We start from the raw sequence: 19,369 nt of genomic DNA, 5'->3' as shown, positions 1-19,369 counted from the left end.
GCGCGGCGGCGCGCACCAACGCGCGGCTCGGCACGGCTCGGCACGGCTCGGCGCGGCTCCGCGACAGACGGCGAGCCGGGTCCCGTGACGACGTCCGGGCTGACCTGTCAGACAGCTAGGACGTGGACTGCGAGCCGGTCGTACGCCCCTTCGGGGCGTTCCGGGCCTCATGGCCGCGACGACGCCACTCTCGTGGCGCCGCGGTCACCTCAGTTCGACGACAGCGGCGTTTCCGGTCGTTGCAGCATGCTGACCGCGTCCTCGACGGCGCGCAGGTGGGCGACCATCGCCTCGGAGGCGCGGTCCGGGTCGCGGTCGCGGATCGCCCGGCAGATGGCGAAGTGCTCCTCCGTCGAGTGCCGCCAGCGCTCGGCGGACACGGAGAGCGCCAGGGACTGCTCCTCGAGGATCGACCGGATGTCCTTGATCAGCCGAGGGAAGAGGGGGTTGCCCGTCGCGGACGCGATCCCGATGTGCAGTTCGCTGTCCAGCCGGACCCTGATCTCCGGGTCCGCCTCCACCGCGTACGCCTCGCAGGCCTCCACGATGACCGCGAGTTCCTCCTCGGACCGGCGGGTCGCGGCCAGCTTGGCCGTCGGCACCTCCAGGTGGCGGCGCACCTCGTTGAGATCGGTCGAGGAGTACTGGCTCAACGTCAGTGAGCTGGAAGCCCGGTTGGAGACCACCATCGAACCCCGGCCGGTCTGGGACTCGATGTAGCCGAACGCCCGCAGGCTGCCCAGGGCTTCGCGCAGGGCGGGCCGGCTGACCCCGAACGCGCGCGACATCTCCGCCTCTGAGGGCAGCCAGTCCCCCACGGGAATCTCGCCGCGCTCGATGAGCTCGACGAGCTGATTGCGTACGACATCGACAGCGCTGTGCCGTGCCACCCGCTTCATCGCCACGAGCTTGCGCGACTGCCGCTCCCGGACCGGTATTGACAGACTGTCTGGCTGCTCTTCCACGGACCCTAGTCTGCGCCAGTCAGGGGGTCGAGCGCAATCACCAGCCCGCCGGATACCCCGCGGACACTCCCCCACCTCGGGTCACAAACCTTGCGGAACCTTGAACATATCCCGCATACTCAACCTGTAAGACAACCAGCCAGGTTCATTTGCCGTGTGCAACCCGAAGGAAAGTCGTATGCCCCAGTCCCGGACAGTCGTCGTCTTGTCGTTCCCCGGGTACCAGGAGGTCGAGTTCTGGTATCCGGTGTTCCGCGCGCGGGAGGCCGGCGCCGACCTGCACCTGGTCACGTCGGACCCGGAGGGTTGCGAGAGCCACCTCGGCTACCCCGTCGTCCCGACCTCGACCGTCGAACACCTGGCGGGGCTGACCATCGACGCCCTGGTGGTGCCGGGCGGCGTGGGCGCGGTACCGGTCGCCTCGGCCGGTCAGCGCGCCCTGATCGGCGACTTCTCCGTCCGGCACGGCCACCTGGTCTCCAGCGGAACCGGCACCGACCTCGTGCGTTCGCTGCTGGGCCCCGGCTTCACCAGCCCGAACTGGCTGACCGCGCCGGACGCCGACGGCATGCCCGAGCTGTACCGGGAGCTGTTCAGCCGCTGGTCCCAGAAGTGACGACGACCGCATTCGAGAGCAGGAGGCAGAAACGTTGAAGATTCTACGAACAGTCCTCGGTGACGTGCCCGCGGAGAACTCGGGCAAGATCCTCAGCCACGAGCACCTGCTCTACGGCTACCCCGGAGCGGAGCTGGACCACCGCACCGTGCTGGACTACAGCGCCGCGGTCGACTTCGTCGCGGGCCAGGTCCAGCGCGGGATGGACGGGTACGGCTACGGGACCATCGTCGACATGACCCCGCCCGAGGTCGGCCGCCACCCGCAGTTCATGGTCGACGTGGCCAAGCAGACGGGCATGAACGTCGTCGCCATCACGGGCTTCTTCCCCGAGCGGATGGGGGTGCCGTACTACTGGCGGCGCCAGACCGTCGAGGAGCTGACCGAGTTCTTCGTCAAGGACCTCACCGAGGGAATGGTCTTCGCCTGGCAGCAGACCCCCTACCGGGCCGGTGCCATCAAGATCGCGACCGGCCAGGAGAGCGTCACGCCGAAGCCGAGCCCGCTCGGCCCGAACGGCCGGCACATCCACGAGGTGGAGGACCGGGTCATCCGCGCCGCGGCCCGGGCGGCGACGCAGGTGGGCTGCGCCATCAACACCCACATCGACCCCATGGACTTCGAGGTGACCAACCCCGGCCGCGAGCAACTGGAGATCCTCGCGGAGGAGGGCATGGACCTGGCGAAGGTCATCATCGGCCACGCCTTCGTCCCCCCGCAGGTCGAGATGATGCGCGAGATCCTCGCCATGGGCGCCAACGTCCAGCTCGACCACGTCGGCATCCCCTGGCGCGTCGGCAGCGCCGAGGAACTGGACGAAGCCATGGCGAACGCCCTGGTGACGCTCATCGACGAGGGATACCTGGACAACGTGGTCATCTCGTTCGACCGCTGGTTCTTCAATCCGCGCGCCGGGGTGACCGAGTCCGACCCCCAGTTGCTCAACGAGAAGGTCGACCTCGGCTACATGTTCACCAGCTTCGTCCCGCGCCTGAAGTCCAAGGGCGTCACCGACGAGCAGCTCGACGCGCTCATGATTCACAACCCGCGGCGGATCTTCGCGATCGACGTCTGAGCCGCCCCGCAATCGATCCGTCGCCCAAGAGGGAAGCACATGAGAATTCAAGACGCCCGAGTCGTCGTCCTTGTCGAGAACCTCTACCAGGAACTCGAGTTGTGGTACCCGGTGCTCCGGCTCCGCGAGGCGGGTGCCCAGGTCGTCATCGCGGGACCTGCCACGGACGCGGTCTACGCGAGCAAGATCGGCTATCCGGCCCGAGCCGAGGTCAACGTCGCGGACCTGGTGGCCGAGGACATCGACGCGCTCGTCGTCCCCGGCGGGTTCTCGCCCGAATACCTGCGACGCGACAAGAACATCGTCGCGCTCGTCCGTGAAGTGGACCGGCAGGGAAGGATCGTCGCGGCGATCTGCCACGCGGGATGGCTGCTCGCCTCCGCCGAAATCGTCTCGGGCCGCCGCGTCACCTCGGTCGCGCCGATCCGTGACGACCTGATCCACGCCGGGGCCGACTACGTCGTCGAGCCGATCGTGGTCGACGGGAATCTCATCACGTCACCGCTGCCGGACGACCTGCCGGTGTTCGTCTCCACGATCATCACGGCGCTCGAGGCCGCGGAGCAGCTCACCCCCGACCGGCCGCCCGTCTCGGCCCCCCACTCGTCCGCGACCTATCAGCGGTCCGCCACCTTGAAGAACCGCGCCGCGGGCCCCGGCTCCGCGAACTACCGCGCCTACGCGGTGGGTTAGCACGCTCGCACCTGTCCGGTGACCGGGCCGATCGGTCCGGCGCGGGGCCGGGCGAGGGCGTCGTCACGGCTCTGCGAGCGGTGCGGCGCCGAAGCTGCCGGGGGCTGTCTCGCGGCCGGGAATGCGGGGTGCGACGGGGTGCGGGGTGAGACAGTGTCCGTATGTCCTCACGCTGGCCGACAGGGTCACACAACTCGTTGCTGTCCATCGGGTGCACGGATTCGGTGCTGTCCATCGCCTCGGCCGGGTCGGTCCTGTCGATCGGTTCGGTGGCGTCGGTCCTGTCCATCGGGTCGCTCGGATCGGTGATGTCCGCGACGTCCATCGGCTCGTTCCAGTCGGCCGGCTCGCTGCTGTCGGGCCAGTCGAATCGCTCCGCGCTGAGCTGGCAGTCCAACGGCGCCGTGCTGGCCTACCGTAAGGCCAGCCGGCCGGGACGGTTCCTGCCGCACGCGGCCCTCGCCGTGACCGCCGCCGCCCTGGCGGGAGCGGCCTGGTACACACTCCGCCGGCCCTCCGACGCGTAGCCACGGCGGACGCGGTGACCGGGGCGGGGCGCGTGTGGAGGTGATCTCGGCGCGACGGCTGGCGGAGTTGTCGGCCAGGCGGGACGAGGCGCGGGCTGCCTGGCGGGAGCTGGGCGAACTCGTCAGCAGCCCCGTCCCGGAGCGACCGGCTTCACCGCTCCCGGTCAGCTCGGCGTCGGAGGAGCTGCGGGCGCTGGAGCGGGCGCCGGGTGACCTGCGACGCGCGCAGGCGCTCAGCGTCGCACTCGCGGAGCGCGCCGCCGTCGATCCGGACTTCCGCGCGGGGCTGGACGATTGGCCGCGCGGAGGCCGGGATGAGCCCAATGACCCCGCCTCCGCCCCCGGTTCGGCGAGCGACGTCGCCAACCACGTGCACGGCGGTACGTTCTTCAGCGCCGTGTTCCAGGGCCGGGACATCACCGTGCAGGTGCCGCGCGAGACTCCCCTGGCCGGGTCAGGACTGCCGGTCCGCGCCGCGAACTTCACCGGCCGGGACAAGCAACTCGCCGAGCTGCTGGACCTGTTGCGGCCACGGACCGAGCGGCACGACGGACCCGTCGCCGCCGTGGTCACCGGGCTGGCGGGCGTCGGCAAGACGGAGCTCGTCCTCCAGGCCGCCGCGCGGGCGACCGCAGAACCCGGCTGGTTCCCCGGCGGTGTCCTCTTCGCCGATCTCCTCGGCTACGACCGGGACCTGCGTCTGCTCCCCGAACGGGTCCTCGGCCCATGGCTGAGCGCTCTCGGCATCGCCGACGCGGACATTCCCGCCGATCCGCGGGCCCGCGTCGCGCTGTACCGGTCGGTGCTGGCCGGCTGCGCGGAACACGGCCGCCGGGTCCTGGTCGTCATCGACAACGCCTCGAGCGCCGACGAGGTGCTCCCGTTGCTTCCCGGCGACGGCCGCAACGCGGCCCTGGTCACCTCACGCCACACCCTCGACGTCGGCGCCCGCCTGTGCGAACTCGACGTTCTCGCCGCCGACGCCTCGGTGGACCTGATCCGCAGTGTCCTGCGGCAGGCCCGCGGCCCGCACGACACCCGCGTCGCCGACGAACCCGACGACGCCCTGCGCATCGCCGAATACTGCGGGCGATTACCTCTCGCCCTGCGGATCTGCTCGGCGCTCCTCGCCGACACCCCCGGCCGCCCGCTCGCGTCCCTCGCCCAGGCACTGGCCGACGCCCAGCGCCGCCTGGACCACCTCACCCGCGAGGACCGGGCGGTACGGGCCGCGTTCGACCTCTCCCACCAGCACCTCGAACAGGTCTCCCCCGCGTGCGCCAGGCTCTTCCGGCTGCTCCCCCTCAACAGCGGCCCCGACATCGGCACCAGCGCGGCGGCCCACCTGTGCGGCGCCGACGAGACGACCTCGGAGGTCATGCTGCGCGACCTCGCCCGCGCCCACCTCATCGAACCCGCGCGCACCTGGGGCCGCTGGCGCATGCACGGTCTCGTACGCCTCTACGCGGACGAACGCGGCGCGGCGCGCGCCGACGCGGATCAGGCGCAGGCGGCGCTGGCCCGGCTGATGGACTACTACGTACGGACCGCGGTCGCGGCCGACGCGCACCTCAAGGGCCCCGTACCGTCGCCCACGCCCCTGGTCCGGGATCGCGCGCAGGCACTGTCCTGGCTGGAGGACGAATTCGCCAACCTGATCTGTACCGCCGCCTTCGCCACGGGACTCGGCCACCCCGCCGTGCCCGTCGCCCTCTCGTACTGCCTCGCCGAATTCTGCTCCCTGCGCCTCCACTTCGAGGAGATGACCCTTCTGGCGGCCGTCGCCCTGCCGGTCTGCCGATGGACCGGTGACCGGGCGGCGGAGGGCTGGGCACAGCATCTTCTGGGGCTGTCCGTGCTGCTGCCGGGGCGGGAGCAGGAGGCCGTCGAACCGTTCCGGACGGCCGCCTCGCTCTTCCGGGAGGCCGGCGCCGATGACAACGAGGCGTCGGCGCTGACGTATCTGGCGCTCGCCCTGGCCCATACGGGGCGCGCGGCGGAAGCGGAGGAGGCGAACCAGCGGGCGCTGGCCATCCACCGGAGGATCGGCGACCGCGCCGCCGAGGGCAGAGCCGTCGTCGTTGACAGCGCGTGTCTGACCCGGACGGGACAGGACGACGAGGCCGTCGCGGCCCTCCGCAAGGGCCTGCTCATCTGCCGGGAGAGCGGCGACCGCTTCGGGGAGGGGAGGCTGCTGGGCTTCCTCGGTCTCGTCCACGGCCGGAACGGACGGGAGGAGCAGGGCATCGAGGCCCTGGAGCAGGCGGTCTCGATCTTCCGCGACATCGGCGACCGCCGCGTCGAAGGCGAGATCCAGGGGGACATCGGCGAGGCCCTGGTGCGCGTGGGCCGGTTCGCGCAGGCCCTACGGGCGCTGGAGGAAGCCGCCGCCTGCGCCGAGGAGAGCGGCAGCGCCTCGAACCAACGCCGACGGCTCGCCGCGCACGGCGCGGCCCTCCACTGGCTCGGCCGGTACGACGAAGCCGAGAAGACCCTCCGCCGGGCGCTCGCCATACGGCGCGAAGAGGACGACGAACCGAATCAGGCCGTCCTCCTGGACAGCCTCGGCGCGACACTGCTCGCGGCGCGGCGCTACGAAGAGGCGGCCGACCACCTCCGGCAGGCCATCGCGCTCAGCCGGAAAGCCGGTGCGCGCGCGGGCGAAGCGGAATCGCAGAACCGCCTGGGCCTGGCCCTGTCCAAGACCGGTCAGGAGGCGGACGCCACAGCGGCCTTTCGCCGGGCGCTCGCCGTCTTCCGTGAACGCGGCGACAGCGAGCGCGAGGCGATCGTCCTGACCAACCTCGGCTCACACCTCCTGGCCTCCGGACACCCCGCGGAAGCCGACCTCGCGCTGCGACAGGCGATGACCCTCTGCCAGAAGCTCGGCGACATCCCCGTGAAGTCCGTGGCCGCGACGCTTCTGCTCGCGAGTCGCCTCAGCCGGTCGTCCGGGGCGTAGCGGGGAATCGGCGCGCGGCTGCCGGCCGTCGCCGGGAGCCGGCGCCGATTCCATGCCCTACGGGCGTCCCGCCCGGGCGATGACGGGCGCTTCCGGCTGGCGGGCGTCGTCACCGTCCGCCGGATCGACGGGCTCGGGTGCTATCAGGTCGAGGAGTTCCTCGGTGCCGCCGTGCGCGAGGGCGGCGCGCTGGCGTGCGGCGCCGGTGCCCTTGTCGAGGAGTCGTCGCACGCCGGAGGTCACCCGGTCGAGGTCGTCGAGTTCCTTCAGGGCTGGGGTGACGCAGTCCAGGAGGGCGCCGAGCACGTCGGCGGCCTGGGACGGCTCATTGGTGCGGGGGTCGACCAGGTTGGCGGTCAGGCCGTGGCGGGCGGAGTGCCAGCCCGCGGCCTGGAGGACGCTGGCCGGCGGGTCGAGGGGACGGCCGCCGACGCTGCCCTCGCGCAGTGCGGTGACCACCAGGCCGCGGGCGAGCCCGGCGAGGGTGATCGCGCTGTCGACGTCGAGCTGGACGTCGGGGGCGCGGACCTCCAGCGTCGGGTACTCGTCGGAGAGCCGGGCGTGCCAGTAGAGCTGGTGCCGGTCGGCGATCACCCCGGTGCCCAGCAGGGCGTCGACCCGCTCCTCGTAATGGGAGGCGCCGGAGAAGAACGGCGGCGATCCGCTGACCGGCCAGCGGCCGAAGATCACGGTGCGCCAGCTGGCGAAGCCGGTGTCCCGCCCGTCCCAGAACGGGGAGTTGGCTCCCAGCGCGACCAGAAGCGGCAGCCAGGGACGGATCCGGCCCAGCGCGGCGGCCCCGGCCTGGCGGTCGGGCACGGCGACATGGATGTGCATACCGCAGATCAACTGCTCGTCGACCAGTCGCGCCGCGTCCACCCGCATGTCCCGGTACCGCTGCTCACCGGTCACCGGCACCGACGCCTCGGCCATGAGGGGTGCGCCGCCCGTCGCCGCCAGGCGGCAGTCCACGCTGCGCGCCGCGGCGCTCAGCGACTTCCGGAACCGCGTGAGATGCGCGGCGACCTCGTCCAGGTCGGAGCAGACCGGGGTCGCGACCTCCACCTGGGACTGCAGAAGCTCGGTGTCGACCTCCTCGCTCCCCAGGTCGGGCTCGCGCTCCGCCGCGATCCGGAGCTGGCCGACGCGTGGCGCCGGCAGTGCGGTCCTGCGGTCGAGCAGCAGGAATTCCTCTTCGACCCCAATGGTCACGCCTGTCGTCATAGCCGTCTGCTACCCCAGAACGGCCTCGTCACGGAGCAGACCTGGCATCGATCGGCGTCTCGGGCCGCGCTCCCCTGCGAGCCCTCTCCCCCTCGCGGCGAAACGGGTTCAGCCGAGACCGCGATGGGCGGCCCACAGCGCCCCGGCCCGGCCGGCGGCGGCGTCGACCAGGGCGGCGAGTTCGGGTCTGTCGGGGACGGGGAAGGAGACGTAGGCGCCCCTGCCGCCGCCGACCGGCCGGCCGTATGCCTTGGCGGCGAGTCGACCGTCCGGGAGCAGCCGGACGTTGAGTGTGGTCAGCGTGAACTCCTCGCCGCGTCGGGTGTCCGTCCAGCGGAGCTCCTGCGGGATCGTCACGTTGATCGCCAGAGCGCTCACTTCCAGGTCGCTGCTCATGGACCGATGATCCCACGCGGGTGGCGCGCTCCCGGATCGTGAGGCCCGTACGTCGGCCGCGGTCCGGTCCGCGCCCCCGTCATCCCTGTGGCGCCTGCGCCAGCCGCCCTCGCGCGGCGGCCTGGATCTGGGAGGGCCCGAGCCCCCATTCGATGGTGCGGCCCACGGCCGTCGCGAGGGGCCGGTCCCAGCCGGTGCGGACGGCGGCCGGGCGGTGAACGCCCAATTCGGTACGGGCCCAGCCGGGGAGGAGTCCGACCGAGGCGTTCATGAGCCGGCCGACGACCAGCCGCTCCCGTCGTGTGCGTCCGAAGCGGCGCAGGAACCGTACCGAGTCCAACGCGGCTGCGGTGGCGTGGAGTTGGGGGCGCTGGCGGGCCAGGTAGCGCTCGGCGTCGAGGGATGTGCGCGGTATGTTCCGCGCGCCCAACGCCTCGGCCACGGGGGCGGCTTGGCGGTAGTAGGCGTCGCACTCGGCGGGAGTCAGCCGCAGCGGCCGGGGCGCGTAGGTCTGGTGGCCGGCGAGGAAGCTGCGTACCTCGGCGGTGTGCACCCAGGTGAGCAGATCGGGGTCGTCCGCGCGGTACGGGCGGCCGTCGGGGGCGGTGCCGTGCACGCGGGTGTGGATCCGCCGGACGAGGTCGATCACCTCGCGGGCGGCGGCCGAGGAGCCGAAAGTGGTCGTGGTGATGAACCGTACGGTGCCGTTCAGCCGTCCGACCGGATCGGCGCGGAAGTCGGAGTGGTCGTCGACCCCCGCCATGGCCAGCGGATGCAGCGACTGGAGCATGAGCGCGGCGAATCCGCCGGTGAGCATCCCGGTGGCGTGCCCGTGCACCCGCCACACCGGGTCCCCCGGCGCGATCCCGAACAGTCCGGGATCACCGGGCGGCGCCGCATACCGTCCCAGTTCGAGGTCCCCGCCGTGCATGGTCGCGGTGAGTTCCCTCGCGATCCGTTCCCGCAGTCCCACCAGCGCCTCCAGGGGCCGTCTCCCTCCGCCGAGGGTACCGAGCCGCCCGGCGGACGCGGCGGCCAGGACGAGCGGCCCGCACCGAGGGCGCGGAACCTCAGGAGCGGCATGCCGCGGTTGACGCATGCCGATATAGGCATACGATGGAGTCATGGCACGAGCGGCGACGACCTCGGACGCGTTCAACGCGATCGCCGAGCCGCAGCGACGGGAGATTCTGGCGCTGCTGCGGGGCGGCGAGCGGCCCGTGACCGAGCTGGCGCGGGAGCTGGGGATGACCCAGCCGCAGGCGTCCAAGCACCTGCGGGTGCTCCGCGAGGTCGGGCTGGTGCGGGTCCGCGGCGCCGGCAAGCAGCGGCTCTACGGACTGGACGCCCGCGGGCTGCGGCCGATCCATGAGTGGACGGGCGGCTTCGAGGAGTTCTGGAACGGGACCTTCGACCGGCTGGACGCGTACGTACGAGATCTGAAACAGGCAAGGCAGGAGGAACCACCGGATGACGACGACCAATAGCGGCGACGAGGCGGCGGCGGACCGCGAGATCGTGGTCTCCCGGACCATCGGCGCCCCACGGGAGCTGGTGTTCGAGGCGTTCACACGGGTCCGGCACCTTTCGCGGTGGTGGGGCCCCGAAGGGTTCACGACCACGACGCGGTCCTTCGACTTCCGCGTCGGCGGGGTCTGGGACTTCGTGATGCACGGGCCGGACGGGACCGACTACCAGGAGTGGATCACCTATACCGAGATCGTCCCGTCACGGCGGATCGCGCTGCTGCACGGCGAGTCCCGCGACGACCCCCACACCTTCGAGTCGGTCCTGACCTTCGAACCGGCGGACGAGGAGACCCGGCTCGTGATGCGCACGGTGTTCCCGACCAGGGAGCTGCGCGACGAGGCGGCGGAGAAGTACCACGCGGTCGAGGGCGGCGAGCAGACGCTGCGCAATCTGGCGGTCTACGTCGCCGAACTCACCGGGAACGGGACCGCATCGAAGGGAGCGGACGACTGATGGCAGGCAAGGTGTTCTTCAGTGTGACGATGTCGCTCGACGGCTTCATGGCGCCGGACGCCGTGCCCGTCGAGGACGTCTTCTCGCCCGAAGGCCAGAGCGACCCCGGGGTCCGGCGCTGGATGGCGAAGTGGTCGGAGCTCCAGGCGTGGATCTTCCCGCAGCGGTGGTTCCGCGAGAATCTCAAGCTCGGCGAGGGCGGCGAGGAGGGGATCGACAACGACATCGCCCGGGCGACGTACGAGCGCACCGGCGTGAGCGTCATGGGCAAGCGGATGTTCGACGCCGGAGAGCTGGCATGGCCGCAGGAGGCGCCGTTCCACACCCCGGTGTTCGTCGTGACCCACGTCGAGCGTGACCCGTGGGAGCGGCCGGGCGGCACGACCTTCCACTTCGTCAACGACGGAATCTCCAGCGCGCTCGACCGGGCCCGCGAGGCCGCGGGCGACCGCGACATCCGTATCTCCGGCGGCGCCGAGACGATCCAGCAGTACCTGGACGCCGGCCTGGTCGACGAGTTCTCGATCACCCTCGCGCCCGTGCTGTTCGGCACGGGCATCCGCCTGTTCGAGCGCGTGGACCCCGACCGTCTCGCACTCGACCAGACCCGTACGGACGCGTCGTCCCGGGTGACCCACCTGACCTACACCGTCAAGCGGCGGTAGCGGGCGGCCCGGCCGCTCGGGGGCGGTGCGAAGACGTCACCGGGCGGAGAGACTTCACTGACACAGGATGTCAGGGAAGCGCCGGACAGTGGTGCCATGATCCTCAGTCGGCACTCCCGGCGGGCCGAGCGGCTGCTCGTACCCGCTGCCTTCGCCACCGCTCTCGGCAACAACGTCCAGCTCATCGTCGGTGCGCTGCTCATGATCAGGGAACAGCGCACCATGATGGCCGTCGGCTGGCTCTTCATCGCCGTCGCCGGGCCGCAGGCGTTGCTGTCACCCTTCTTCGGGCGGCTGGCGGACCGCTTCGACCGGCGGGCCCTGTGGATCGGCTGCGATCTCTCCAGTGCGGCGCTGGCCCTGGCCCTGCCGCTCTGGCTGGTCTGCGGCGGCTCTCCGGGAGCCGGGATCTACGGCGCCAACCTGGCGCTCGCCGTGGTCGGCGCGCTGTTCTTCCCCGCCAGCTCCGCGCTGATCAAGGAACGGGTCCCGGCGGACCGGCTGCGGCGGTTCAACGCCCGCTACGAGATGGGGACCCAGGCGGGGATGCTGCTGTCGGCGACGGTCGGCGGGCTGTCCGTCCAGGCGTTCGGCGCCGTGCCGCTGCTGGTGTTCAACGCCGGGACCTTCGCCGTCTCGGCGCTGTGCGTGGCCGCGGTGGGGCGTCGCCCGGAACGGGCGCCGACGGCCACCGCCGCCGGGGAGTCGGCGCCGGTGGCGGCGCGTACGCCGACGCGGACACCGATGCGGATGCGGCACTTCATCCTGCTCTACGCCCAGGGAAGCGTGGTCGTCACGGTCTTCAACGCCCTGCTGCCCACCGCGGTCATCGGTGAACTCCGCCTGGGGGCGGGGACGTTCGGCGCGGTGGACGCTTTGGGCTGCCTCGGCTTCCTGGCGGCGGCCGGCGCGTACCGGATCGTCAGCAGACGCAGTCCCGACCTCCGCATCGCCGTCGTGGGCTTCCTGCTCTGCGCCGTGGGCCTGGTACTCCAGAGCCAGTTCGGGATCGCCGGCTATCTCGTCGGAGTGCCGGTGGGCGCGTTCTTCTTCGGGCAGGCCCGGATCGCCTCGCGGACCATGCTGATGACCTCGGCCGACGACGCCTCGGTGGGCCGGGTCTTCGGGCTGGCGAACGGCGGCGGGCTGGCGGCCACGGTCGCGGTGATGTTCCTGGTCGGGAAGGTCACCGACAGCACCGACACGCGCTACGGCTTCGGGGTCCTCGCCGCTCTCGCCCTGCTGGCCACCCTGTCCGCCGGAGTGCTGCTGCGCTCGTCGGCCCCCGCCCGGCCGGGCGAGTCCGCCGGCCGGTACCGGTCGAGCACGGCCGCCGCCCGCTCCGCGATCGCGCGGCGCAGCTCCTCGGGGCCGAGCACCTCGATGTCCGGGCCCAGTGACAGCAGTACGGGCACCGCCAGCTCGACCGATTCCAGCGGCACCGTCGCCGTCACCCAGCCGTCCGCGTCCGGCGGCCCCGCCGAGGTCTCCACCGCGCGGACCAGAGCCGCGTCCAGGCGGTCCGGCAGCGCGGACAAAAGCGCGGGAGCGATCCGTACGGAGCCCTGAAGCCGCAGCCTGCGGGCGTCGTAGACGGCGAGGTACTGCTGCCAGTGAGCGGCCAGGTCGAACCCGTCCGGCCGCTCGAAGCCGGTCGTCCCGACGTCCAGGCGGAGGATCGAGGACACCCGGTACGTGCGCACCACGCCGTCCACCGCGGCAACGAGGTACCAGACCCCCGCCTTGAGGACCAGGCCGTACGGGTCGAGGTCGCGCTCGACCTCTTGCGGCGCGGTCCAGCGGCGGTAGCGCACCCGGATCCGCCGCTGATTCCACACCGCGTCGGCGAGCGGTACGAGAGCGGACGGGGAGTCCTGTTCCCGGTACCAGCCGAGCGCGTCGAGGTGGAACCGCTCACGGATCCGCCCGGCCCGGTCCCGCAGCGGTGGCGGCAGGGCCGCGGTCAGCTTCAGCTCCGCCGCCGCCAGCACCTCCCCCAGGCCCAAGTCGTCGGCCGCGCCCGGCAGTCCGGCCAGGAACAGCGACTCCGCCTCGTCGACATGCAGCCCGGTCAGCCGGGTCCGGTACCCGCCGAGCAGCTGGTATCCCCCGCCGTGCCCGGCGTCCCCGTACACCGGAATGCCCGCGGCGCTCAGCGAGTCGATGTCCCGGTAGACGGTCCGCACCGAGACGTCCAGCTCCTGCGCCAGCTCACCGGCCGTCAGCCTCCCCCGGTTCTGCAACAGGAGGATGAGCGAGAGGAGCCGGGCGGCGCGCATGGCCCGATCATTCCAGGTCCGGGAGCGGGGGCGCCGGTTCGACGGGGACCGCCCGGGCGGTCGGGGCGGCCGGGGCGGTCAGGCGGTCGGGGCGGTGAGGGCGGTCAGGCGGTCGGGCGGCCACCGCTTTATCCGGCCGACCGGCCGACCGGCCCACCGCCCGGCTGGACGGACTGGCGCCACTGGGCCGCCCATCGCTGGCCGTCCTTCGCCTGACGCTCCGCCCCCGCGGCGCGGAAGGCGGGCCGGGTCAAGGGGATCTGACATTCGGCTGGCGGTCGCTGAATTCGGCTGGCGAGGACTTGTGGAATCTGACGGAGTCCTGAATCGGGGTGTCTTGAGCGGGGGCCGGTTTCCCTGGAACCTTGAGGTTGAGGTGCGGCGCATTTCCGCTGCCGGTGTGGCCTCGACTTTCCCGACCGCGCGAAGAAGGATGTGTGATGACCGACTCGATCGATTCTCGTCAGCTGCGCGTGGTGCGCGGTTGTGCGACTCCTGAGGAACTGGCCGCGCTTGTCGCCGTGCTCTTCGCCCGTACGGCGGCGGGTCCCGATCTGCCGGTGCCGGGGGACGTGGTGTCGGTGCCCGCCGCCCGGTGGCGGCGGTCGGAGCGGGTGCACCTGTTCGACGCGCCTCGCGTCTGGCACGCGTACGCGCGCGCGGCCGGATGAGCCGCCGAGGTCCTGCGGATGAGCCGCTGAGGTCCTGAGCCATGAGGAACCGGCCGGCTCCCGCCCCGAGGGCGGGGGCCGGCCGGTGGGGTGTTCAGGCGGTCGGGAGCAGGGTGCTGAAGTGCCGGTAGAGCAGACCGGTGCCGCCGAGGTCCTTCAGGACCGGCTCCCAGACGGCTTCGATGTGGGCGACGGCGTTGGCCTCCGTCACCCACTCGGAGAAGCTGAGGACGCTCGTGCCGTCCACGCTGATGTGCATGTTCGCCGATATCCCGCCGGGGTAGTCGCGGTCCTGGCCCTCGGTGGCCTCCTCGCCGGCGAACAGGGCGTCCACGAAGGCGCGGGCGGCCTGGTCGTTCTCCGCGCCGAAGAAGGCCACGGGGAAGGACTCGGCGACGGGGGCGGGGTCGGCGATGCCGGAACCGCGGACCGCGCGGTACAGGCGGTAGGGCACGGGCGCCGGGGCGCCGGGGACGGCGGACGCCGTGTCGGAGAGGCTGCCCTCCTCCTTCAGGGACTGCCGCAGCGGCTCCTCCGCGGACCACTGCGCGTAGGTCAGCACCGAGTCGCCTTCGCTGCTCGTGTAGACCGTGAGCGACAGCAGCTCCGGCGGCCACTCGCCGGACCGCCAGTGGGCGACGACGGCTTCCGCGGTCTGCACCGCCTTTCCGCTCTCCGTCGGGACCGTGCCGACGAGCACGATGTCGCTCTGGGGATTCTCGATGACGGGCCGCGAGGTGGACGCGTGGGACATTCTTCGGCTCCTCGGGAATGAGGTGGCTCCACGAAAGGCGCGGGCCACGGCGTGGTACGGAACATTCTCCGACCAGCGGTGACCCGCGCCCAGGAATCCCGGCTCAGGATTGTGAAAAGAACATCAATTCCGCTTGTGACACCTTCTGGAGACCGTCAATTCCCGCCGGGACCGCCGGTCCGCCCCCGGTGCTCCTCCAGGATCCGCTCGGTGGCCGCGTCGAGGCGTTCGGCCGCGTCCGGCGCGAAGGACCGGTCCTTCACCCCGATCCGAAGCCCCTCGACGAACGCGCTCAACGGCTCGGCGGGAGGGGCGTCGATGGCGTCGACGATCGGCGGGAGGGCGGCCTCCACCGGCTTGGCGAACGACTGCATCGACAGGATCTGACGCAGTGTCACATCGTCGTACTCGCCGGAGAAGCTCGTCGCGGTGACGCCCGGGTGGATCAGGACGTAGCGGATGCCGCTGTCCCCGTACCGCTCGGCGAAGGTGACGCCGAGCAGGTCGTTGAGCTTTCCGCCCTGGCCGAGCGCGGCGCCGCCGTGGTAACCGTGGCGCAGCTCCAGGTCGTCCCAGCGGACCACGCTCAGACTCGCGCCGGGACCGGCCACGTTGACCACCACGGGCTGTTCGGCGGCGGACAGCGTGTCCACCAGGCCGTGTCCGAGCAGGTAGCGGCTGAGGTAGAACAGCGCGAAGTTCTCCTCGATGCCGTCGGCCGTGAGGGCGCGCTCGGTGCGGTAGTGGCGGGCGCACAGGACCAGGGCGTCGATCGTCGGGAACCGCGCGCGCAGCTTCTTGAGCACCCGTTCGTTCTCGCCCAGCAGGCTGAGGTCGGCAGGGATGAAGAAGGCCCGGTCCTGGGCGCCGACGGTCGCGGCGGTCTCCAGGAACGCCTTCCCCTTCACCTCGCTGCGGCCGATGACGACGACGGTGTCGCCGTTGCCGAGCCGGGTGGCCGCCAGCGCCTTTCCGATGCCGTCGGTGCCGCCGGCGATCACAATGGTCTTCACAGGGTGTCCCCTTGGGCGGCCAGGGAGGCGGGAGCCTCCGCGGAGCGGATGTCGGAGCCGACCGCGGAGTCGGCATGGGAGTGGACGTCGGCGGTGACGTCGGAGTTCACGTCGGCGTGCTGTTCCTGCGGCGTACCGCCGTCGGATTCCTGCGGCTTGGGACGGCCCGGCAGTTGGGTCGCGGCGATCAGGGCGAGGACGAGCGCGCCGGTCACGCCCCAGTATGCGTGCCGGAAGCCGCCGAGGGCGTCGCCGCTGCCCGCGCTCTGGACGAGCAGCGCGACCAGCGCGATGCCGATCGCGGCGCCGAGCTGGTTGAGCATGTACAGCACGGTGCTGCCCTGAGGCACCAGATGCGGCGGGAGCGTGCGGTAGAGGGAGGCGATGGTGGGCGCGCCCACGCTGCCGAGGCCGAGGCCGATCGTGAACGCCACCACGGCCGTCCAGACTTGGGACGTGTCCGCGCTGAGCTGGGTGAAGGCCAGCGCGCTCAGCGTGGCGACCGCGCCGCCGCACATCACCAGGGTCCGTGAGCCGACCTTGTCGGACAACCGTCCGGTCAGCGGCATCGACAGGGCCGACCCCACACCGAGCGGAGCGAGCAGCAGCGCGGACGCGAAGGTGTCGTGGCCGCGTACCTGCTGGTAGTACAGCGGCAGCGCGAACAGGCTGGCGAAGGTGGCCAGACCGACCAGGGCGCCGACGGTGACGCTGGCGGAGAAGCTGCGCGAGGCGAACAGCCGCAGGTCGATGAGCGGTTGCGTGGTGCGCTCGCGCAGCGCGTGGACGGCGTAGGCGCCGAGCAGCACGACCGCGGCGACCAGCGGGACGAGCACCTGCCAGGCGGAGAACTCGGTCCGCTCGGCGTACTGCGACAAGGTCAGCACGGCGGCCGCGACGCCCGGCCCGATCAGCGCGACGCCGACGGTGTCGAGTTTGCTCACCGGCTGCTCGCCGGTCGGCTTGTCGTCCGGGATCACCCGCAGGGCGAGCACCAGCGCGAGCAGGCCGATCGGGACGTTGACCAGGAACATCCAGCGCCAGGACACGCCTTGCAGGATGAATCCGCCGATCACCGGGCCGAACACCGGGCCGCTGGAGCCGACGACGCCCATGAGGCCCATGACCCGTCCGATCCGGCTGGGTCCGGCCGAACGGGCCAGCAGGGTCAGCATCAGCGGGTCGAGCAGACCCGCGCCGAGTCCCTGGAGCACGCGGAAGGCGATCAGGCTGCCGATGTTCCACGCGAGTCCGGAACTGATGGAACCGGCGAGGAAGATCACCAGGCCGAGCAGCCACAGCCGTCGACCGCCGAACCTGTCGACGGCCCAGGTGGTGACCGGGATGCTCACGGTCAGGGCGAGCAGATAGCTCGTGGACACCCAACTGACCGCGCTGAGTGAGGTGTCGAAGTCCTTGACCAGGGTGTCCGCTGCGACGGCGATCATCGAGCCGTCGAGGATCCCCATGATCCCGCCTAACAGGATCACTCCGATCAGTCGCCGCAGCGCGGGGTCAAGGCCCTCGTTCGACGGATGCGCCATGAGTCTCTCCGGTGGCGTGAAGTGGCATGAGGTGGCGTGAGGTGGCCGCGCGTCAGATGGCGGCACGTCAGATGACAGCGAGCCAAATTGCACTCGCCAGTGCAGATTAGGGCACCACTCAGGACGCTGACAACGTCGGTGGGCAACAAACTGCACCGGCCGGTGTAACTCAACGCCCGTATCGGGTACGCTGCGAGGGTGGGCGGAACTGCGACATCGGCATCAGGCAACCGAACGGCCTCGCGAGGCCGCATCGACAAGCGTCAGGCGATCCTCGACGCGGCCTTCGCCGTGTTCGCCAAGCGGGGGTACGCCGGTGCGTGCATGGAGGAGATCGCCGAAGTGGCGGGCGTCGCCAAGCACACCGTCTACAACCACCTCGGCGACAAGGAGAACCTCTTCCACGCCGCGATGGAGGCGACGGGGAACGCGGTGATGGACGGAAACCTCGCCCTGGCCGAGCAGTTGACGGTCGAGGGCGGCGCGAACGGCCGAAACGGCGAGGCCGACGAGGAGAGCGGGGACGGCGAGGGCTCCGACCCGGTCAGGTCCCGCTTGGAGGAGGTCGGATACCGCATGCTGCTCCAGTGTTGCGACCCCCGCTCCTGGGCGCTGCGCCGACTGCTGCACGCGGAGATCACCCGCTTCCCCGGACTGCTCGAAGTCGTCTGGGGGCGCGGCGCCGACCGGCTCCGGCAGACCCTCGCCGACCGGATGGCCCGGCTCTCCCTGGCCGGTCTGCTGCGCCCCTGCGACCCCGTCGAGGCCGCGGAGCAGTTCCTCGCTCTGCTCACGGGCCCCATGGAGGCGCGGTCCCAACTCGGCACCCGACCCGTACCGGACACCGAACTCCACACCGTGGCCGACGCCGCGGTCGACACATTCCTGCGCGCGTTCCGAGATGTCCAGCAGAACCGCTCCCTGCCGGTGACCGCTCCCTGACCTCTGACGATTCGACACGGTTTACCGCGCCTTCCCGCGAACGGATATCTCCGAAGCGGATCCGCGAAGTCCGTGTGTCCTCACATGAACTCCCTGGCTCGAATCGATGAGAACGGTTTGAGAATCCGCGCCGCGGATCAGCACTAGATGGATGTGTCCACCTAACAGCTATGCAGGCAATGGAGCTTGCGGCCGTGAATCCACCTTCGGTCCGTACAACTCCAAGGGAGATACCGTGCGCATACTCGTTGTGGAGGCGCAGGAGCACGAAGCCGCGGCCCTGGCCCGCAATCTGGAGCGGTACGGCCATGAGGTGACGACCGTGGATTCCGGAACCGCGGCTCTGGAGACCTTCCGGCAGGCGAACTTCGTCCTGCTCGACCTCGATCTCCCGGACATCGACGGCCTGGCCGTCTGCCGCAGCATGCGGGAGACGGGTGACATCCCCGTCATCGCGTTCGCCAGCGGCGGCACCGAGCTGGACCGGGTCCTGGGACTGCGGGCGGGCGCCGACGACTGCATCGACAAGCCGTACGAGATCCGCGAGTTGGCGGCCCGCATGGAGGCCGTCATGCGGCGGCGGGAGCCGCGCCGACCGGTCGTCACCCCCAAGACGACGGTGTCGATCGGCGGTCTGCGGATCGACGCGGCCTCGCGCAAGGTGCAGGTGCACGAGAAGCCGGTGAAGCTGACCCGCAAGGAGTTCGACCTGCTGTACTACCTCGCGCGGCACCCCGAGATGGTCGTGACCCGGCAGCGGCTGCTCGCGGAGATATGGGAGATCCCGACGGTGCTCGCGGTCGGCTACCAGGCCAGCCGCACGGTGGACACCCATGTCAACTCGCTGCGCAACAAGTTGGGCCGGAGCAGTTGGATCGTCACCGTCCGCGGGGTCGGATTCCGGGTCGGCCTCGGCTGATCCGGCCCCCGGACCCGCACGGCACGGGAAAAGGAAGCGGAAGCGGGGGGGGGGGGGGGGGGGGGGGGGGGGGGGGGGGGGGGGGGGGGGGGGGGGGGGGGGGGGGGGGGGGGGGGGGGCGGCGAAGGGGCGCATAGGGGA

General features: G+C 71.4%; 19 protein-coding genes and 1 pseudogene. 12 read left to right on the top strand and 8 right to left on the bottom strand.

The features are described 5' to 3' along the window. Window positions 1–209: 209 nt before the first annotated feature. On the bottom strand, window positions 210–965 hold the full coding sequence (locus tag ACZ4EF_RS23560) for a FadR/GntR family transcriptional regulator (RefSeq protein WP_391048182.1): 756 nt from the start codon (window positions 963–965) through the stop codon (window positions 210–212). 178 nt (window positions 966–1,143) lie between these two features. Here ACZ4EF_RS23560 and ACZ4EF_RS23555 point away from each other — a divergent pair, with 178 nt between their 5' ends. The 5 genes from ACZ4EF_RS23555 (at window position 1,144) to ACZ4EF_RS23535 (ending at window position 6,838) form a co-directional block, all read left to right on the top strand. Further along, window positions 1,144–1,581, top strand: coding sequence for a DJ-1/PfpI family protein (locus ACZ4EF_RS23555; RefSeq protein WP_391162851.1), 438 nt, complete (start codon window positions 1,144–1,146; stop codon window positions 1,579–1,581). Window positions 1,582–1,615: 34 nt separating this feature from the next. Next, complete coding sequence (locus ACZ4EF_RS23550; RefSeq protein ID WP_355335400.1) at window positions 1,616–2,656, top strand: phosphotriesterase family protein; 1,041 nt, start codon at window positions 1,616–1,618, stop codon at window positions 2,654–2,656. A gap of 39 nt (window positions 2,657–2,695) precedes the next feature. Further along, the gene (locus tag ACZ4EF_RS23545; protein WP_355335403.1) at window positions 2,696–3,349 is read left to right on the top strand and encodes a type 1 glutamine amidotransferase domain-containing protein; all 654 of its coding nucleotides are present in this window, start codon (window positions 2,696–2,698) and stop codon (window positions 3,347–3,349) included. A gap of 161 nt (window positions 3,350–3,510) precedes the next feature. Continuing rightward, window positions 3,511–3,876, top strand: coding sequence for a hypothetical protein (locus tag ACZ4EF_RS23540; RefSeq protein ID WP_355335405.1), 366 nt, complete (start codon window positions 3,511–3,513; stop codon window positions 3,874–3,876). Between the two features lie 34 nt (window positions 3,877–3,910). Further along, entirely contained in the window at window positions 3,911–6,838 is a 2,928-nt protein-coding gene (locus ACZ4EF_RS23535) for a tetratricopeptide repeat protein (protein ID WP_467506325.1), read from the top strand. Between the two features lie 57 nt (window positions 6,839–6,895). Here ACZ4EF_RS23535 and ACZ4EF_RS23530 read toward each other — a convergent pair whose 3' ends face one another. The 3 genes from ACZ4EF_RS23530 to ACZ4EF_RS23520 all read right to left on the bottom strand — a co-directional run bounded on the left by ACZ4EF_RS23530 (window position 6,896) and on the right by ACZ4EF_RS23520 (window position 9,431). Continuing rightward, window positions 6,896–8,050: a carboxylate-amine ligase gene (locus ACZ4EF_RS23530; RefSeq protein WP_391048190.1), complete on the bottom strand. Its 1,155-nt coding sequence runs from the start codon at window positions 8,048–8,050 to the stop codon at window positions 6,896–6,898. Window positions 8,051–8,170: 120 nt separating this feature from the next. Then, on the bottom strand, window positions 8,171–8,458 hold the full coding sequence (locus ACZ4EF_RS23525) for a hypothetical protein (protein WP_401307897.1): 288 nt from the start codon (window positions 8,456–8,458) through the stop codon (window positions 8,171–8,173). Between the two features lie 79 nt (window positions 8,459–8,537). Continuing rightward, window positions 8,538–9,431 (bottom strand): oxygenase MpaB family protein, encoded by an 894-nt coding sequence (locus ACZ4EF_RS23520; protein WP_355335416.1) that lies wholly within the window; start codon window positions 9,429–9,431, stop codon window positions 8,538–8,540. 151 nt (window positions 9,432–9,582) lie between these two features. Between ACZ4EF_RS23520 and ACZ4EF_RS23515 the strand changes: the two genes are divergently transcribed. The 4 genes and pseudogenes from ACZ4EF_RS23515 to ACZ4EF_RS23500 all read left to right on the top strand — a co-directional run. Continuing rightward, window positions 9,583–9,945 carry an ArsR/SmtB family transcription factor gene (locus ACZ4EF_RS23515; RefSeq protein ID WP_467506324.1) on the top strand — a complete coding sequence of 121 codons (363 nt, stop codon included), beginning with the start codon at window positions 9,583–9,585 and terminating at the stop codon, window positions 9,943–9,945. After that, on the top strand, window positions 9,929–10,441 hold the full coding sequence (locus ACZ4EF_RS23510; RefSeq protein ID WP_467506323.1) for an SRPBCC family protein: 513 nt from the start codon (window positions 9,929–9,931) through the stop codon (window positions 10,439–10,441). The genes ACZ4EF_RS23515 and ACZ4EF_RS23510 overlap by 17 nt, the downstream gene beginning before the upstream one ends. Beyond that, entirely contained in the window at window positions 10,441–11,106 is a 666-nt protein-coding gene (locus tag ACZ4EF_RS23505) for a dihydrofolate reductase family protein (protein ID WP_391048199.1), read from the top strand. Before ACZ4EF_RS23510 ends, ACZ4EF_RS23505 begins: the two co-directional genes overlap by 1 nt. Before the next feature lie 96 nt (window positions 11,107–11,202). Beyond that, window positions 11,203–12,183, top strand: a pseudogene (locus ACZ4EF_RS23500) (MFS transporter); the annotation flags it as partial. A 131-nt stretch (window positions 12,184–12,314) separates the two neighbouring features. On the opposite strand, the gene ACZ4EF_RS23495 reads toward ACZ4EF_RS23500, so the two are convergent. After that, window positions 12,315–13,385: a helix-turn-helix transcriptional regulator gene (locus ACZ4EF_RS23495; protein WP_467506322.1), complete on the bottom strand. Its 1,071-nt coding sequence runs from the start codon at window positions 13,383–13,385 to the stop codon at window positions 12,315–12,317. Window positions 13,386–13,825: 440 nt separating this feature from the next. On the opposite strand from ACZ4EF_RS23495, the gene ACZ4EF_RS23490 reads away from it, so the two are divergent. Further along, a complete protein-coding gene (locus tag ACZ4EF_RS23490; RefSeq protein ID WP_355335427.1) occupies window positions 13,826–14,056 on the top strand; it encodes an acyl-CoA carboxylase subunit epsilon in 231 nt (76 codons plus the stop codon). Between the two features lie 94 nt (window positions 14,057–14,150). On the opposite strand, the gene ACZ4EF_RS23485 is transcribed toward ACZ4EF_RS23490, so the two are convergent. The 3 genes from ACZ4EF_RS23485 to ACZ4EF_RS23475 form a co-directional block, all read right to left on the bottom strand. Next, a complete protein-coding gene (locus tag ACZ4EF_RS23485; protein WP_401854713.1) occupies window positions 14,151–14,810 on the bottom strand; it encodes a hypothetical protein in 660 nt (219 codons plus the stop codon). 155 nt (window positions 14,811–14,965) lie between these two features. Beyond that, the gene (locus tag ACZ4EF_RS23480) at window positions 14,966–15,823 is read right to left on the bottom strand and encodes an SDR family NAD(P)-dependent oxidoreductase (RefSeq protein WP_355335433.1); all 858 of its coding nucleotides are present in this window, start codon (window positions 15,821–15,823) and stop codon (window positions 14,966–14,968) included. After that, window positions 15,820–17,367: an MDR family MFS transporter gene (locus ACZ4EF_RS23475; RefSeq protein ID WP_391048207.1), complete on the bottom strand. Its 1,548-nt coding sequence runs from the start codon at window positions 17,365–17,367 to the stop codon at window positions 15,820–15,822. The genes ACZ4EF_RS23480 and ACZ4EF_RS23475 overlap by 4 nt, the downstream gene beginning before the upstream one ends. Window positions 17,368–17,565: 198 nt before the next feature. Between ACZ4EF_RS23475 and ACZ4EF_RS23470 the strand changes: the two genes are divergently transcribed. Further along, the gene (locus ACZ4EF_RS23470; RefSeq protein ID WP_355335438.1) at window positions 17,566–18,309 is read left to right on the top strand and encodes a TetR/AcrR family transcriptional regulator; all 744 of its coding nucleotides are present in this window, start codon (window positions 17,566–17,568) and stop codon (window positions 18,307–18,309) included. 235 nt (window positions 18,310–18,544) lie between these two features. After that, window positions 18,545–19,228, top strand: a complete 684-nt coding sequence (locus tag ACZ4EF_RS23465) for a response regulator transcription factor (protein WP_355335441.1) — start codon at window positions 18,545–18,547, stop codon at window positions 19,226–19,228. The last annotated feature ends 141 nt before the right edge of the window (window positions 19,229–19,369 follow it).

This window comes from Streptomyces sp. NPDC025721, assembly GCF_055558595.1.
The sequence above is the reverse complement of the archived record's forward strand: the minus strand, read 5'-3'. Positions and strand labels throughout refer to the sequence as shown.